At 65.4% G+C, this 14,263-nt stretch carries 15 protein-coding genes; 11 read left to right on the forward strand and 4 right to left on the reverse strand.

Annotation, left to right across the window (positions count from 1 at the left end; translation table 11 throughout):
• The first annotated feature begins 8 nt into the window (after positions 1–8).
• The 4 genes from livM (at position 9) to HAP40_RS25100 (ending at position 4,182) form a co-directional block, all read left to right on the forward strand.
• Positions 9–1,328 (forward strand): high-affinity branched-chain amino acid ABC transporter permease LivM, encoded by a 1,320-nt coding sequence (gene livM, locus HAP40_RS25085; protein WP_166815228.1) that lies wholly within the window; start codon positions 9–11, stop codon positions 1,326–1,328.
• Complete coding sequence (locus tag HAP40_RS25090; RefSeq protein WP_166815227.1) at positions 1,325–2,158, forward strand: ABC transporter ATP-binding protein; 834 nt, start codon at positions 1,325–1,327, stop codon at positions 2,156–2,158. Before livM ends, HAP40_RS25090 begins: the two co-directional genes overlap by 4 nt.
• Positions 2,155–2,889: an ABC transporter ATP-binding protein gene (locus tag HAP40_RS25095; RefSeq protein WP_166815226.1), complete on the forward strand. Its 735-nt coding sequence runs from the start codon at positions 2,155–2,157 to the stop codon at positions 2,887–2,889. Before HAP40_RS25090 ends, HAP40_RS25095 begins: the two co-directional genes overlap by 4 nt.
• 174 nt (positions 2,890–3,063) lie before the next feature.
• On the forward strand, positions 3,064–4,182 hold the full coding sequence (locus HAP40_RS25100) for a branched-chain amino acid ABC transporter substrate-binding protein (RefSeq protein ID WP_166815225.1): 1,119 nt from the start codon (positions 3,064–3,066) through the stop codon (positions 4,180–4,182).
• 76 nt (positions 4,183–4,258) lie between these two features.
• Here HAP40_RS25100 and HAP40_RS25105 read toward each other — a convergent pair whose 3' ends face one another.
• Positions 4,259–4,645 carry a response regulator gene (locus HAP40_RS25105; protein ID WP_166815224.1) on the reverse strand — a complete coding sequence of 129 codons (387 nt, stop codon included), beginning with the start codon at positions 4,643–4,645 and terminating at the stop codon, positions 4,259–4,261.
• Between the two features lie 237 nt (positions 4,646–4,882).
• Here HAP40_RS25105 and HAP40_RS25110 point away from each other — a divergent pair, with 237 nt between their 5' ends.
• Together HAP40_RS25110 and HAP40_RS25115 are read left to right on the forward strand one after the other, a co-directional pair.
• On the forward strand, positions 4,883–7,741 hold the full coding sequence (locus tag HAP40_RS25110) for a PAS domain S-box protein (protein ID WP_166815223.1): 2,859 nt from the start codon (positions 4,883–4,885) through the stop codon (positions 7,739–7,741).
• Positions 7,742–7,798: 57 nt separating this feature from the next.
• Entirely contained in the window at positions 7,799–8,797 is a 999-nt protein-coding gene (locus tag HAP40_RS25115) for a P1 family peptidase (protein WP_166815222.1), read from the forward strand.
• A gap of 148 nt (positions 8,798–8,945) precedes the next feature.
• Here HAP40_RS25115 and HAP40_RS25120 read toward each other — a convergent pair whose 3' ends face one another.
• Positions 8,946–9,719, reverse strand: a complete 774-nt coding sequence (locus HAP40_RS25120; protein WP_166815221.1) for an EF-hand domain-containing protein — start codon at positions 9,717–9,719, stop codon at positions 8,946–8,948.
• Positions 9,720–9,972: 253 nt separating this feature from the next.
• Between HAP40_RS25120 and rpe the strand changes: the two genes are divergently transcribed.
• The 5 genes from rpe to HAP40_RS25145 all read left to right on the forward strand — a co-directional run bounded on the left by rpe (position 9,973) and on the right by HAP40_RS25145 (position 11,941).
• Positions 9,973–10,674 (forward strand): ribulose-phosphate 3-epimerase, encoded by a 702-nt coding sequence (rpe, locus tag HAP40_RS25125; protein WP_166815220.1) that lies wholly within the window; start codon positions 9,973–9,975, stop codon positions 10,672–10,674.
• 49 nt (positions 10,675–10,723) lie between these two features.
• Positions 10,724–11,272 carry a hypothetical protein gene (locus HAP40_RS25130; RefSeq protein WP_166815219.1) on the forward strand — a complete coding sequence of 183 codons (549 nt, stop codon included), beginning with the start codon at positions 10,724–10,726 and terminating at the stop codon, positions 11,270–11,272.
• A gap of 135 nt (positions 11,273–11,407) precedes the next feature.
• Positions 11,408–11,542: a hypothetical protein gene (locus HAP40_RS25135; protein WP_256380469.1), complete on the forward strand. Its 135-nt coding sequence runs from the start codon at positions 11,408–11,410 to the stop codon at positions 11,540–11,542.
• A gap of 4 nt (positions 11,543–11,546) precedes the next feature.
• The gene (locus tag HAP40_RS25140; RefSeq protein ID WP_166815218.1) at positions 11,547–11,699 is read left to right on the forward strand and encodes a hypothetical protein; all 153 of its coding nucleotides are present in this window, start codon (positions 11,547–11,549) and stop codon (positions 11,697–11,699) included.
• A 50-nt stretch (positions 11,700–11,749) separates the two neighbouring features.
• The gene (locus HAP40_RS25145) at positions 11,750–11,941 is read left to right on the forward strand and encodes a hypothetical protein (protein ID WP_166815217.1); all 192 of its coding nucleotides are present in this window, start codon (positions 11,750–11,752) and stop codon (positions 11,939–11,941) included.
• A 25-nt stretch (positions 11,942–11,966) separates the two neighbouring features.
• On the opposite strand, the gene HAP40_RS25150 is transcribed toward HAP40_RS25145, so the two are convergent.
• A complete protein-coding gene (locus HAP40_RS25150; RefSeq protein ID WP_166815216.1) occupies positions 11,967–13,406 on the reverse strand; it encodes a serine/threonine protein kinase in 1,440 nt (479 codons plus the stop codon).
• Between the two features lie 5 nt (positions 13,407–13,411).
• Positions 13,412–14,152: a metallophosphoesterase family protein gene (locus tag HAP40_RS25155; protein ID WP_166815215.1), complete on the reverse strand. Its 741-nt coding sequence runs from the start codon at positions 14,150–14,152 to the stop codon at positions 13,412–13,414.
• Positions 14,153–14,263 lie beyond the last annotated feature (111 nt).

The following is a 14,263-nucleotide window of genomic DNA, read 5'->3' on the forward strand; positions in this document are numbered from 1 at the left end:
CCGGCCGCGTGACAGCTTCCTCGACCAAGACGGCCAAATCCGCAACGGGCGTCCCCTCCCTCCTGAAGACGGCCGTCATCAACGCGCTGGTCGCGCTGGTGCTGTTCTCGCTGATGGTCGGCGTCCGCACCGAGGCGGGTTCCTCCGGCCAGCTCACCTATTGGACGCGCTTCGGCGAGCTCGCCTCCCTCGTCGCCATCGTGTTCGGCGGCTCAATCGTGATCGAGCTGCTCAGGCAATGGATCGGCTCGACCGGCACCGAGAGGCTGGTGCCGCCGGCGGTGCAGAGCGGAGTGTCGTTTATCGGCCGCTACCTCGCGCCGGCGCTCCTGATCTTCACGCTGCTGGTGCCTGTGATCTTCTATAACCAGCGCTACATCCTCGACCTCGCGATCCTCGTGCTCACCTATGTCATGCTGGGCTGGGGGTTAAATGTCGTGGTCGGCCTCGCCGGCCTGCTCGATCTCGGCTACGTCGCCTTCTATGCGGTGGGTGCCTATTCCTACGCGCTGCTCGCCACGAATTTCGGCTGGTCCTTCTGGATCTGCCTGCCGCTTGCCGGCATCCTCGCCGCGTTCTGGGGCGTGCTGCTCGGCTTCCCCGTGCTGCGGCTGCGCGGCGACTACCTCGCGATCGTGACGCTGGCCTTCGGCGAGATCATCCGCCTCGTCATCATCAACTGGCAGGAGCTCACCGGCGGGCCCAACGGCGTCACCGGCATTCCGCGCCCCTCCTTCTTCGGCATCCCGCTCGACAACAGCGATGAGGGACTCGCCGCCAGGCTCGGCATCGAGTATTCGGCGACCCACCGCATCATCTTCCTGTTCTACCTGATCCTGGCACTGGCGCTCCTCACCAACTGGGTGACGATCCGCCTGCGCCGCCTGCCGATCGGCCGGGCCTGGGAAGCCTTGCGCGAGGACGAGGTCGCCTGTCGCGCGCTCGGCATCAACACCACAACCACCAAGCTCACGGCGTTCGCGACAGGCGCGATGTTCGGCGGCTTCGCCGGCGCGTTCTTCGCCACGCGTCAGGGCTTCATCAGCCCGGAATCCTTCACCTTCCAGGAATCGGCGCTGGTCCTCGCCATCGTGGTGCTCGGCGGCATGGGCTCGCAGCTCGGCGTCGCGCTCGCAGCTCTCGCCCTGATCGGCGGCTTCGAGCTGTTCCGTGGTCTCGAGAACTACCGCATGCTGGTGTTCGGCATGGCGATGGTGCTGATCATGATCTGGCGGCCGCGCGGCCTGATCGGCCATCGCGCGCCGACCGTGTATCTGACCAAGGCGAAGGCGATCTCATCCGACCTCGTCAAGGAAGGGCACGGATGAGCGGCGACACGATTCTCAGCGTCGACCGGCTCACCATGCGCTTCGGCGGCATCGTCGCCGTGCAGGATCTGTCGTTCGCGGCCGCGCGGAAGAAGATCACCGCGCTGATCGGGCCGAATGGCGCCGGCAAGACCACGGTCTTCAACTGCATCACCGGGTTTTACAAGCCGAGCGGCGGCAGCATCCGCCTGACCCACGACGACGGCGGGGTGATCGCGCTGGAGCGGCTCAACGATTTCCGCATCGCCAAGCAGGCCAAGGTCGCGCGCACATTCCAGAACATCCGCCTGTTTCCCGGCATGACCGCGCTCGAAAACCTGATGGTGGCGCAACATAACGCGCTGATGCGCGCCTCCGGCTTCACCTTTCTCGGCCTCATTGGCGCGCCCGCCTACCGCGAGGCCGAAAAGCGCGCGATCGACCTCGCCACCGACTGGCTCAAGCGGGTCAATTTGCTCGACCGCGCCGACGACGCCGCCGGCAATTTCGCCTATGGCGATCAGCGCCGTCTGGAAATCGCGCGCGCCATGTGCACGGAGCCGGCGCTTCTGTGCCTGGACGAACCTGCCGCCGGTCTCAATGCGCGCGAAAGCGCGGCCTTGAGCGAGCTGCTGCTGTCGATCCGCGACGAGCTCGGCACCTCGATCCTGCTGATCGAGCACGACATGTCGGTGGTCATGGAAATCTCCGACCAGATCGTGGTCATGGATCACGGCGTCAAGATCGCCGAAGGCACGCCGCGCGAGATCCGCGACGATCCCAAGGTGATTGCAGCCTATCTCGGCGCCGACGAGGACGAGGCCGTGGCCGTGATGGAGAGCGGGTCGTGACGTCCCCTCTGCTCGTGATCCGCGGTCTTCGCGCCGCCTACGGCAAGATCGAGGCGCTGAAGGGCGTCGACGTCGAGATCAATGCCGGCGAGATCGTTGCCCTGATCGGCGCCAATGGCGCCGGCAAATCGACGCTGATGATGACGATCTTCGGCAAGCCGCGTGCCCGCGCCGGCCAGATCCTGTACGAAGGCCGCGACATTACCGACGTTCCCACCCACGAGATCGCGCATTTGCGCATCGCGCAGTCGCCGGAAGGCCGCCGGATCTTCCCGCGCATGAGCGTGGCGGAAAACCTCCAGATGGGGGCGGACGCCACCGCATGCACGGACGCCGAACGCGAGGCGACGCTGCAACGCGTGTTCACGCTGTTTCCTCGACTGAAGGAACGCTACGCCCAGCGCGGCGGAACCCTGTCCGGCGGCGAGCAGCAGATGCTGGCCATCGGCCGCGCGCTGATGAGCCGTCCCCGGCTGCTCCTGCTCGACGAGCCTTCGCTCGGCCTCGCGCCGCTGATCGCGCGCCAGATTTTCGATGCGATCCGCACCCTGAACCGGCAGGACGGCCTGACCGTTCTGATCGTCGAGCAGAATGCCAACCACGCGCTCAAGCTCGCCCATCGCGGTTATGTCATGGTCAATGGCCTGATCACGCTGGCCGGGACCGGAGCCGAGTTGTTGCAGCGCCCCGAGATTCGCGCCGCCTATCTGGAAGGCGGCCGGCACGGCTGACGCGCCCTCCCAAGACAACCGGGGGCGAATCACGTGCGGCCGAATGCAGCGAGATATCTCCGCCAATGCCCGTATTTTGCCGGTGACTTCTCGGCAATTTCATTCGAGAATGGCGCCGGTTTGGACCGGGCAATGCCCGGCAACTTCCACAGGCGACCACCCGCGAGGTATCTCATGAAATCACTGAAGCTCATCGGTCTGGCATTCGGCGCATCGCTCGCGCTGTCGAGCGCGGCATTGGCGCAGGATGTCACCGTCGCAGTCGCAGGCCCGATGACCGGCGGCGAGTCCGCCTTCGGCCGCCAGATGAAGAACGGCGCCGAGATGGCCGTGACCGACATCAACGCCGCCGGCGGCGTCAACGGCAAGAAGCTGGCGCTGTCCGTCGAGGACGATGCCTGCGATCCGAAGCAGGCGCGTTCGATCGCCGAGAAGATCGCCGGCGCAAAAATCCCGTTCGTGGCCGGGCACTATTGCTCGTCGTCGTCGATCCCCGCCTCCGAAGCCTATGCCGACGGCAACGTGCTCCAGATCACGCCGGCATCGACCAACCCGACCTTCACCGAGCGCAAGCTCTGGAACGTGGCGCGCGTCTGCGGCCGTGACGACCAGCAGGGCCTGATCGCCGCGCAATACATCGCCAAGAACTACAAGGGCAAGAACATCGCGATCCTCAACGACAAGACCACCTACGGCAAGGGTCTTGCCGACGAGACCAAGAAGGCGCTCAACAAGGCCGGCGTCACCGAGAAGATGTACGAGTCCTACAACAAGGGCGACAAGGACTTCAACGCGATCGTCTCGCGCCTGAAGCGCGACAACATCGACCTCGTCTATGTCGGCGGCTATCATCAGGAGAGCGGCCTTATCCTGCGTCAGATGCGCGACCAGGGCCTCAAGACCGTGCTGATGGCCGGCGACGCGCTTGCCGACAAGGAGTACGCCTCCATCACCGGTCCGGCCGGCGAAGGCACGCTGTTCACCTTCGGTCCCGATCCGCGCAACAAGCCGACGGCGAAGAAGATCGTCGAGGCCTTCAAGGCCAAGGGCATCGATCCCGAGGGCTACACGCTCTACACCTACGCGGCGATGCAGGTCTGGTCGCAGGCGGCGAAGAAGGCCGGCACCACCGACGCCAAAAAGGTCATGGAGGCGATGAAGGCCGGCAAATGGGACACCGTGATCGGCCCGATCGAGTACGACGCCAAGGGCGACATCAAGCAGATCGACTACGTCGTCTACAAATGGGATGCCAAGGGCGGCTACGCCGAGATCAGCGGCAACGGCACCTAGCCGCTGGCCTTGACCTCAAGCCCATCGATCACCACGACGCCCCGGCTTGCCCCGGGGCGTTTTGTCTTGGGTAAGGTCAGACGGTTTCTGTGAGCTCGCCACCCGTCGCAGCCTGGGCCTTTTGCAGGGCCTGCAGGAGATCGTTCGGCCGAAACGGCTTTTGCAGGCAGACCACGTTGGCGAGGTGCGGCGATTGTTCCATGAAATCGAGCGCCGTCATTCCGGATACCGCGATGACGGGAAGTGCCGGCGCCCGCTCGCGCAGGCTCGCGATGACCTCGACGCCGCTGGTGTCGCCGAGGAAGATGTCGACGATCGCCACGTCAAAGGGGCTTTCCGCAAACGCTTTCAGCCCGGCCGCACCGCTCTCGGCCTCCACGGCCTCGAAACGATTGACCCGAAGCACCATCGCGATCATCGCGCGGACCTCCTTCTGGTCGTCGATGATGAGAACGCGAGGCATTGGGAACCACCCCCCGATATCGAGATCAAATCGCCCGATTTGACCCTGGAACCCGCCGTGGCGGAGGAGCATTATGGCACCGTCGGGTAAAGCGCATCTTACCCGACCCCCGCACTGTATTCCCTGCGGTATTAAGTAAGCTGTAACCTTCGGTTGAGTCGTAACCGGTTCCGTTCACGATGCGCGCCCAGAACCAGCTACCATGAACATGCTTCCGACCGAATGAGACGAGCGGAGATGCTCAAGACCCTGTCCAAGACCCTGTCCAAGACCGTGCCGAAGATCCCGCCCAAGACCGACCTGCAAGAGGTGGACGTGCCTGCGACCATCGACCGAAGCACATTTCTTTCGACCCTGCCGGCCACCTCAACCGACCGGGCTGCGGCACTGACGATCGTTGGTATCTCCTCGATCCTGTTCGCGATGGTCGCGCCCTTCGCCGGTATCCCGCTACTGCCCGTCCCCGCCTTTGTCGCGAGTTATCAGTCGGCGCTCGCTGTGAGCGACATCGTCACGGCGGTGCTGTTGCTCTCGCAATTTGCGGTGTTGCGGACCCGCGCGTTGCTGTGGCTCGCGACCGGCTATCTCTTCACGGCCGCGGCCGCCCTGCTCCATGCCCTCACCTTCCCCGGGCTCTTCACGCCGACCGGTCTGTTCGGTGCGGGCCGCCAGACCACGGTCTGGCTTTACATGATCTGGCACGCCGGTTTCCCGCTCTTCGTGCTGGGCTATGCCTGGCTGAAGGAGAAGGATGGAGGCGCCCGGGTCCGGATGGCCAACAGCAGCGCGATCTATGCGAGCGTGTTCGGCGTGATCGCGGCGATTGCGGTCTTCGGCTGGATGGTCACTGCAGGGCACGATCTGCTTCCGGTCCTGCTGCGCGACGGCCACTACACGCCGACAATGATCGGCGTCGTGTCCTTTGTCTGGTCGCTGAGCTTTGCCGCGCTCGTCTCGCTCTGGTTCCGCAGGCCGCATTCCGTGATCGACATCTGGCTCATGGTGGTCATGTGCGCCTGGCTGTTCGACATCGCGCTGTCGGCGATCATCAACGTCGCGCGCTTCGACCTCGGCTTCTATGCCGGCCGGCTCTACGGCCTCGCGGCGGCGACTTTCGTGCTCGCGGTGCTTCTCATCGAGAATGTCCGCCTTCAGGCACATACGGTAGGTCTCGTCGGCCGGCTGCGCCAGCAATCGGCTTCGGAACGCGACTATTTCGGCAAGCGGCTCGCCCTGTATGGCGCGGTGGTCGAGTCCTCCAACGACGCCATCATCACGAAGACGCTCGACGGGATCATCACCAGCTGGAACAAGGCCGCCGAACAGCTGTTCGGCTATTCCGCTGCAGAGGCCGTCGGCCAGCCGATCGACATCATTGTGCCGCCGGATCGCAAGGGCGAGATCAGGAGCAGTCTCAACCGGATCGCCAGCAACGAGTCGATCGCCCAGCACGAAACGATCCGCATCCGAAAGGACGGACATCCGCTCGACGTCGTCCTGAATATTTCCCCCCTCCGCACGGATCAAGGCGAGGTCATCGGCGCTTCCAAGATCGCCCATGACATCACCGAAGAGAAGCAGGCGCGCGAGAAGCTGCGCCGCGAGACCGAAGAACGCCAGCGCATCTTCGAGACATCGCAGGACCTGATCCTGGTCACCGATGGCTACGGCAATTTCATTCAAGTCAGCCCGAGCGTGAAGAATATCCTCGGCTACGGCCCCGAGGACATGGTCGGGCACAGCGCAACCGAATTCATTCATCCCGACGATCTCGAGAACACGCGAAGCGAGATGCGCGCGGCGCGGCGCGGCGCGGTCAAGCGCAGCTTCGAGGCGCGCTACTACCATTATGACGGTCACGAGGTCTCGCTGAACTGGATGGGCACCTGGTCCGAGCCGGTGAAGCGCCATTTCTTCATCGGCCGCGACCTCACCGACAAGCAGGCCGCCGAGGCCCAGCTCCGGCAAGTGCAGAAAATGGACTCCATCGGGCAATTGACCGGCGGCGTCGCCCACGACTTCAACAACGTGCTGACCGTGATCACGGGCACGATCGGCATTCTCAGCGACGCGGTCGCCGACCGGCCCGAGCTCGCCGCCATCACCAAGCTGATCGACGATGCGGCCGAGCGCGGCGCCCAGCTGACCAAGCATCTGCTCGCCTTCGCGCGCAAGCAGCCGCTCCAGCCGCGCGAGATCGACGTCAACGCGCTGGTGCTCGAAGCCGGCAAGCTGCTGCACCCGACCTTGGGCGAGCAGATCACGATCATGCCGCAGCTCACCGAGGACGCCTGGCCGGCGCTGGTGGACCCGGGCCAGCTCTCCACCGCGATCCTCAATCTCGCATTGAACGCGCGCGATGCCATGCCCGACGGCGGCACCTTGGTGCTGGAGACCCGCAACATCTTCCTCGACGACGGCTATGCCAGCATGAACCCCGACGTGGTCGCCGGCAATTACGTGATGATCGCCGTCAGCGATACGGGCAGCGGAATTCCGCCGGACCTGATCGATCGGGTCTTCGACCCGTTCTTCACCACCAAGGAGGTCGGCAAGGGCACCGGCCTCGGGCTGAGCATGGTGTTCGGCTTCGTCAAGCAGTCGGGCGGCCACATCAAGATCTACAGCGAGGAAGGCCACGGCACGAGCGTGAAGATCTATCTGCCGCGCTCGACCGGCGTGCAGGAGACCGAGTTCGAGGTGCTCCAGAACGTACCCATCACGGGCGGCAGCGAGAAGGTCCTGATCGTCGAGGACGACGCGCTGGTGCGGCAATATGTTGTGACGCAGGTCAAGAGCCTCGGCTATACCGCGCTCGAGGCCGCCAACGGCGCAGAGGCCCTCACCATCATCGACAGCGACAAGACCATCGACCTGCTCTTCACCGACATCATCATGCCGGGCAACATGAACGGCCGCCAGCTCGCCGATGAAGCCGCCCGGCGCCGTCCCGACCTCAAGACGTTGTTCACCTCGGGCTACACCGAGAATGCCATCGTTCATCATGGCCGGCTCGATTCCGGCGTGCTGCTGCTGGCCAAGCCCTACCGCAAGTCCGAGCTCGCCAAGATGCTCAGGACGGCGCTCGCCGGTTGAGCCTGCGACATCTCTGCGCTATCGCAGAGGTGAACCCTTTCAGCGCGCGAGGCCGGCTTGAAAAATCTCCTCACCGACGTTCCCGGCGTCCGCGTCGGCCATGCCGAAGACGCGAAAGTCGCCTCGGGCGCGACCGCGATCATCTTCGATTCTCCTGCGGTCGCCGCGATCGACGTCCGCGGCGGCGGACCCGGCACGCGCGAAGACGCACTGCTCGATCTCGCCAACACCGTCGAGCGCGTCGACGCGATCGCGCTGTCGGGCGGGTCTGCCTTCGGCCTCGATACCGGCGGGGGCGTGCAGGCCTGGCTCGCCGAGCGGGGCCGCGGCCACCGGGTTCGCGAAGCGCTGATCCCGATCGTTCCGGGCGCCATCCTGTTCGACCTACTCAACGGCGGCGACAAGGCCTGGGGACGCTTTTCGCCCTATCGCGACCTCGGCTACGCCGCGGCAGCCGCCGCAGGCACGGACTTCGCGCTGGGCAGCGTCGGCGCCGGTCTGGGGGCCACCACCGCGACGTTCAAGGGCGGGCTCGGCTCGGCTTCGGCGGTGACACCAAGCGGCGTCAAGGTCGCTGCGATCGTCGCCGTCAACGCGGTGGGAAGCGTGACCGTCGGCGACGGACCCTGGTTCTGGGCGGCGCCGTTCGAGGTGAACGGCGAATTCGGCGGACGCGGCCTGCCGGACAAGTTCACCGACGACATGCTCCGCATGCGCATCAAGGGCGGGCCCGCGGCGAATGCGCGCGAGAACACCACCATCGGCGCCGTCGTCACCGACGCGGTGCTGACCAAGCCCCAGGCCAAGCGGCTGGCGATGATCGCGCATACCGGCTTTGCCCGCGCGATCTATCCCGTGCATGCGCCGACCGACGGCGACGTGCTGTTCGCCGCCGCGACCTGCGAGAAGCCGATCGAGCCGCTGGTCGGCCTGACCGAACTCGGCACGGTCGCAGCCAACGTGGTCGCACGCGCGATCGCCCGCGGGGTTTACGGCGCGAGCGTCCTGCCATTCCCCGGCGCGCTGCCCGCGTGGAGGGACCGGTTTCGCGATTAGTTTGGCACGTCAGGTGTCATTGCCCGGCGACGACCGGGCGATCCAGTATTCCAGAGACGACAGTGATTGAGCCGGCAGGCCCGCGGCGTACTGGATGCCCGCTTTCGCGGAGCATGACACCATCATCTGTTGAGAGAGCGATCTGCGCTCACACGCTCATCGACATCGAGGATGCGGCCGATCCCGCCGCGGTCTGCGCCTGGCGCTGCATCATCTGTCCGAACCAGTCATAGGGCGAATTGCCGCCACCGTTCGCATTTGAAGAACTGGAGGCGCCAGGGACCGTTGTCGACATCTTGAAGCCGTCGGCATAGGTGACGGTGGTGGTAGACGAGCCGTCGGCATTGGTCGTCGTCGTCGAGGTCGACCCGCCGCTGGACTGCGATCCGTCGCCCGCCCCGCCCGCACCTTGCGCGTGATGATGGCCCTGATGGCCGCCCTTCAGCGCTTTCGACATCTCGTCGAGGCTGACGCTGCCGTCGGCGTTCGAATCCATCTTCGAGAAGACGTCGTCGGCCTGCGCGAGGTTGGTGCCGCCGGCGCCCAGCGCGTTCTCGAATTCGGACTTGGTGATGCTGCCGTCGCCGTCCGCGTCGATCTGCGAGAACAGGTCCTTCAGCGCGGCGTCACGGCTCGTCGAGGTCGAGGATGTCGAGCTGGCCGAGCTGCTGCTCGTGCTGTCCGTCGACTGACCTTGCGCTGCGAACAGCGCGTTCATCGTCTCCGGCGCGATCTGCGGATATTTTCCCGCATTGACCGACGAGGTCGCACCGCTGGTCGTGCTGCTGCCGCTATCGATTGCGAACGGATTGGTTGTGCCTTGGGAAGATCCCGTCTTCTGCGTCGGGGATGACGATTTCGAGCTCGTCAGCGACTGGATCGCATCGAGTGCGCTCGATACCGCGCCAAGGGCGAACAACATTGCACAACTCCAACCGACGCGGCATGCCGCGGCCAATGTTCCGGAGTTGAGGTCAGCAAGCGTCGTGCCAGCGTGAAAAGCTCAATGAAATCCGCCTTGGCTGCGCTTGGCACTGCCCGGAAGGACCGGCAATTCGTGCCGGTCACGGCAGAAATTTCCGCCCACAGGAAGCAGCCTCCCCCTGCATTGCCGGCCGCAGGGGCCCATGTTAGGCGAGGCCATTCCTCGTTCGGCCGCCACCGGAAACCGCGCCATGACCCAAGCCTTCGCCCCTCGCCCCCTGGCCATCGCGCCCTCGATCCTGGCCTCGGATTTCTCCAGGCTCGGCGAGGAGGTGCGCGCCGTGGATGCCGCCGGCGCCGACTGGATCCATCTCGACGTGATGGACGGACACTTCGTTCCCAACATCTCCTATGGCCCCGACGTCATCAAGGCGATGCGCCCGCATACGAAGAAGATCTTCGACGCGCATCTGATGATCTCGCCCTGCGACCCCTATCTCGAGGCCTTCGCGAAGGCCGGCTGCGACCACATCACCGTGCATGCGGAGGCGGGTCCCCATCTGCACCGTTCGCTCCAGGCCATCCGCGGCCTCGGCAAGAAGGCAGGCGTCTCGCTCAATCCGGGCACGCCGATCAGCGCGCTCGAATATGTGCTCGACCTCGTCGATCTCGTGCTGGTGATGTCGGTCAATCCCGGCTTCGGCGGCCAGGCCTTCATCCCCTCCGCGATCGGCAAGATCCGTGACATCCGTGCGATGATCGCGGGACGCCCGATCGACATCGAGGTCGATGGCGGCGTCGGTCCCGACGTTGCCGGCGCGCTCGCAGCGGCCGGCGCCAACGCCTTCGTCGCCGGCACGTCAGTTTTCAGGGGCGGCACGCAGGAAGCCTACAAGGCCAATATCGCTGCAATCCGCAACGCGGCCGCGGGCGCGCGCGGCGAGGCCATCTGATCGCCATTCGCGGTCCGAACCGGCCTTGTAGCCGGTGCGACCAATGGGAATGGATGAGATTCGTGCCACTCCGTTTTCTGCGGGCTTGAGGCGCCTGTGCGCCGAGGCGTTGCTGGACGGCGAGCGGGTGATCTGGGAGGGTCAACCCGACGGCATCGCCCGGATGATCATGTGGCGATTTCTGTGGTGGCTCGGATTCCCCTGGCTGCTTCTGACCGTCGTCGCCCTCAGGAACGATTGGGTCGACCAAGCGGCCCAACCTCTCGTGATGCTGGGAGTTGCAATGATTGCGGCTCCGCTGGTGATGCTGCTGCAAGACCTGCAGACGCTGTACATGATCACCGATCGCCGCGCGCTGATCCTGCGAACAGCCTGGGGCCGACGGACGGTCAGCCAGACGCCGTTCAAGGCGATGGACGCGGTCTTCGAAATCCTCGACATCGGCGGTGGTGTTGGCCACCTCAACTTCGCATCAGGTCGATCGACCCGCTCGCCCGATACCGACTACACCGGCCGCTACGGGTTTCGCTGTGTTCGAGATGCTGCGCGCATTCGCCATATCCTCGAAGGCGCGCGCGCAGGCAAAACGCGGCGGTAGCACACGCAAAGACTGCGGCTTTCGGGAGCGGCAGCACGCAATGCTTAAAATTGCCCAAATCCGTACTCCTCCGGACTTCCCTGATTCGCGCAAATCACTGCTAGTGATTCTTGCCTGTTTTCGCGGGAGCACATCATGACGACGACCCTGGTTTGGACTGGCGTGGCGTTGTGGCTTGGTTTCAGTGCGTTTGTTGTGTTTGGCCCTTCGGCCGGACCGGTGCAGGTCCCGGCACGTTCGGCGCGCAGCATCCGTCGCAATCGGATCTGACACCATGCAAGTCGCGCTCGTGAAGCGTCAGCCGAAGCGCAGGTGCCGCATCCCGCGGCGTCCGCATCCGGACCTCGACTATTTCTTCGGTCGGCTCGAACGCACCGAAGGCGAGATGCGCGACGATCCGGGAGCTGAAGCGGCGGACCTGGACTAACCGATCGGTCACCGTGCCGGCAATGAGATTCTGAATTGGACTTGAGACCGATGAAGCCGCACTGCCCGAACTGCCTGAAGGAAATGACCAAGGCGTCCGCGTCGCGTAACCTGTTCAATTGCGAGCCCTGCCGCGAGATCATCCAGTATTTCGGCGGCAGCTGCGATCACGGCGAGCCCGGCCCGCAATTCTCCTGGCCGATCCGCCGCAAGCGCGTCGCGCACACCGCCCACGCGGCCTGATCCGCCGTCCGGGCGCGCAAGCGGCCTATCCGGCCGCCTCGCCCGCATCCACGTCAGGCGCATCCCCTGCCATCCGCGGCGGCCGGACCACCGTGACGGTGCAACTCGCCTCCGAGGCCACCTTGGCCGAGACGCTGCCGAGCAGCGAGCGCCTGAACGAGCTCTGCCGCGCCCCGATGATGACGTGGTCGACCTGGTTGACCTCGGCGAACTCCAGGATTGCGGCGGCGGGGTCGACGGCCTCCAGCACGTGAACCGACAGCCGGCTCTCGTCCAGCTTGAGCGGCGTCGCCCAATGCCTGAGCGCCACCAGGCGGTCGATATGCTTGTTGGAGCCCTGCTCGTCGAGCGTCCGGTCGATCGCGATACGGTTGAGCTTGAGCACGTTGAGGCAGGCGAGCCGCGCCGAGGGCAGCGTGGCGAGAATGCGCTCGGCCGTCACGCGCAGCGCCTCGTTCAGCTCCGGTGCGCCTTCCACCGTGTCGAGCGCGACCGCAAGAATTGGGCTCGACGCGATCTGCGCCGCGACGTCCGCTTTTGCGCGCGGCGCCATGACGCCCAGGTTGAAGCGGCGCCGCCACGCGACGCCGAGGGAGTCGCGCTTCAGCCGCTCCGCGCGCGCGGTGAGCTTGACCTGGTCCGGATGGGTGAGATCGAAGGCCAGCTGTGCCGCGGTCGGATAGCGCCAGACCGGCTCGATCTCCAGGCACCGCAGCACCACCTCCTGGAGCCAGGGCGGATAGTCGGCGCGCAATGCCCGCGGCGGATAGGGATCGCGCCACAGACGGCGCCGCATCGCGCGCAATGTCTCACCCTCGCCGAAGGGGCGCTCGCCCGTGGTGAAGAAGTAGAGCAGCACGCCGAGCGAGAATAGGTCGCTGCGCGGATCGTCACGCGCCCCGAGCAGCCGCTCCGGCGCCATATAGGGCGCGGTCCCGTAAGGCAGGCGAAATTCCTCCTGCAACAGGTCGGGCAGATGGTTGTGGTGGGACAGGCCGTAGTCGATCAGCACGGCCTCGCCACTGTCGCGGAACATGATGCTGCTCGGCTTGATGTCGTGATGGATCACGTTCTGCCGGTGCAGGTCGGCGAGCCCGGTCGCGATCCTCGCCACGAGCTGCCGCGCCTCGTCGTATGGCAGCGGCAGGTCCGGCAGCCGCTTGTACAGCGTCGTGCCGACGATGCGCTCGATCACCACATAGGCCTGGTGGGCGAAATCGCCGGTGCCGAAGCAGGCCGGCACGTGCGGCCCCGCAAGCCGCGGCAGGATCATCATCTCCATTTCGAAGGAGACGATCGCGGCGGGGTCCTCGCCCTCCGACACCCGCGGGATCTTCATCAGCAAGGGCATGTCGATGCCGGGATGGGTCACGGTCCACAGCGTCGCCATGCCGCCGGCATGGACGCATTCGCCGATGGTGTAACCGTCGATCTCCGCGCCTGATTTGACCAGCGTTTTGGGCATCGTCGTCAGCGCCCCTGCGACAGGCGGTCGGCGAGCCAATGCGGCAGGCCGTTGTCCCGGATCCTGCCTGCGGCAGTCGCAACGTCATAGGGCGCGCGACAATAGGTGATCTGGCACGAGACCGTGTCGAACAGCACGAAGGATGCCGACGGATCGCCGTCGCGGGGCTGACCGACCGAACCGACCACCGCCAGCCATTGCCGGCCGCGCAGGAGCTGCACGGACACGTCGGTCTTCGGCACGAAGCTCGTCATCTTCGCCGTCACCGACATCGAGTAGAGCGCCGGCCTGTGGATGTGGCCGCAGAAGGTGACATGGGCCTGTGTCGCGATCAGGCTTTTGGCAGCATCCGCGGTCGAGCGGACATAGTGCCAGCGCTGCGGGCTGGAGGCTTCCGAATGCACGAACAGACGGCCGTCGTCCTCCACCAGCATCGGCAACTCGGCCAGGAAGCGGCGTTGCGCGGTGTCGAGACGGCCGCGGGTCCATTCGATCGCGACCTGCGCCTCCGCATTCATGGTCTCGGCCGACGAATTCACCGCCTGGTCGTGATTGCCGCGTATGGCCACGGCGCCGCCGGCGACGAGCTCCATCGCGGTGTCCACGACCCATTCCGGATCGGCGCCATAGCCGACGAAGTCACCGAGCAGGATGAAGCGCTCCGCGCCTTTCGCACGGGCCATCTTCAGGCTCGCCTCGAACGCCTGCCGGTTGCCGTGGATATCCGAGAAGACAGCTAGGAGCACGCATCCTCCACCCTCAAAGGCTTATCGGAACCCGATAAGGCCAAATTGAGGGACGTCAAGACGATGCGCCGGCCGGGCCGGTTTTCCAGCTGCCTCTGCCGCGAAGGTGAA

This window comes from Bradyrhizobium sp. 1(2017) (genome assembly GCF_011602485.2).
GTDB lineage: Bacteria > Pseudomonadota > Alphaproteobacteria > Rhizobiales > Xanthobacteraceae > Bradyrhizobium.